At 56.3% G+C, this 1,333-nt stretch carries 1 protein-coding gene; it reads right to left on the minus strand.

The window, feature by feature from the left end; genetic code table 11:
• Positions 1–43 precede the first annotated feature (43 nt).
• Positions 44–1,228 carry an IS256-like element IS3503 family transposase gene (locus QKE19_RS11135; RefSeq protein ID WP_011018353.1) on the minus strand — a complete coding sequence of 395 codons (1,185 nt, stop codon included), beginning with the start codon at positions 1,226–1,228 and terminating at the stop codon, positions 44–46.
• Between the last annotated feature and the right edge of the window lie 105 nt (positions 1,229–1,333).

The raw sequence follows: 1,333 nt of genomic DNA on the forward strand, positions 1-1,333 counted from the left end.
GGGTTAAGTAAAGAAAAGTGTGTCTTTTCCGGGCGTGTTGCGGTTATTTGATCCAGCCTTTTTGGATGCCGAGGTTGTGTTGGTAGCTGGTGTCGATGGCGGTGTCGTATTCTGCTGGTGCACCGATGTCATTGGTAGTGGCTGTGGTGTTGTGGGTGATCAGGTCTGTTGCTGTGGAAAGTGCGTCTTGACCCCATCGTTGGTCCCTGGCGATCTTGACCGGATCGTCAGGGACTTCTGTATGTAGATACAGCCACCAATCCATCACTGTGCGTTGATGCGGTAGTGATAGTCCGCGGTGTCTGCGGGCTAGTTCTTTTATGGGGGCGTTGATGCCACCTTCGAGGCTGTTTGTTGTTGCTGCAAGGTTGTCGGGGTCGATGGTTGTTGGTGGGGGTTGCAGGTAGGTAAACAGCAGGTCTCTGCGGTGCAGAGATAGCAATGATTGATAGGCCGCTCGGACGCGTTGGTGGGTGTAGACCTTGGTGTAGGCGCCGGTAGCAGGGTCTTTGATGGTGGTTTTCTCGTTCATCCATTCCCGGTAGGTGTGGTCGAATTCGTGCAGGTGGGCGACCCATGTGGATGCTTGGTCAAGGTCGGTGATGCGAGTGAGTTTCAGGGCTAGGCGGTAGAGGGTTTTGCCGGCATCGGTGCGGGGGTTGCTGGTGGTGTGGCGGCGGACTGTTCGTTGGGCGTGGACGAGGCAGCGTTGGATGCGTGTTGTTGGCCAGCAGTGGTGGATGGCTGATTGGGCACCTTGTCCGCCGTCTGTGACTGCGATTAGTGGTGCGGCAATGGGGCGTAGGAGTTCGGTGTAGGCGGCGGTGGTTTCGTGTCTGGCCCAGGTCCAGTTGATGACGTGGGTTTTACTGGCTGCGATCAGGAGGCATCCGGACTTTAGATAGGTCGCGTCGAGGAAGATTTGGTCATGGATGCGGAATGAGTCGATGGTGGGTGTGGGGATGATCCACCAGCACCATCGGAATCGGTGGTGCATGGTTTGCCTGGTTACGCCATGGTGTGCGGCGAAGGTGGTTAGAGATTGGGTGCCGGTGGCCCATTGGATGAACAAAGCCATGGTGGCGGTGTTTTTGTTGTGGGTTTGGGTGTTGCGGGTAAAGGAGTGTCCGCAGTGGGTGCAGCGCCAACGGGTGGTTGATTTGCTGGTGGTGCCGTTTTTCTTTGTGTTGTTGCCGCATAGTGGGCAGCTGGGGCGGTTGGTGGTCATCCTTTAATCCAACCGGTGTGCGGTTAGCACAAATGTGGCCGGAGGTGCGGGATGGTGTGGGTAATAGCTTTCGGGGAGCTATTCTTTGGTGATTTGTGGTGTGTG

Origin of the sequence: Corynebacterium sp. c8Ua_99, from assembly GCF_039907185.1 — a bacterium.
Lineage (GTDB): Bacteria > Actinomycetota > Actinomycetes > Mycobacteriales > Mycobacteriaceae > Corynebacterium > Corynebacterium jeikeium_D.

Coding starts and splice junctions, on each gene's coding strand:
- QKE19_RS11135 (WP_011018353.1), bottom strand. CDS start 1,228: ATGACCACCAACCGCCCCAGCTGCCCACTATGCGGCAACAACACAAAG.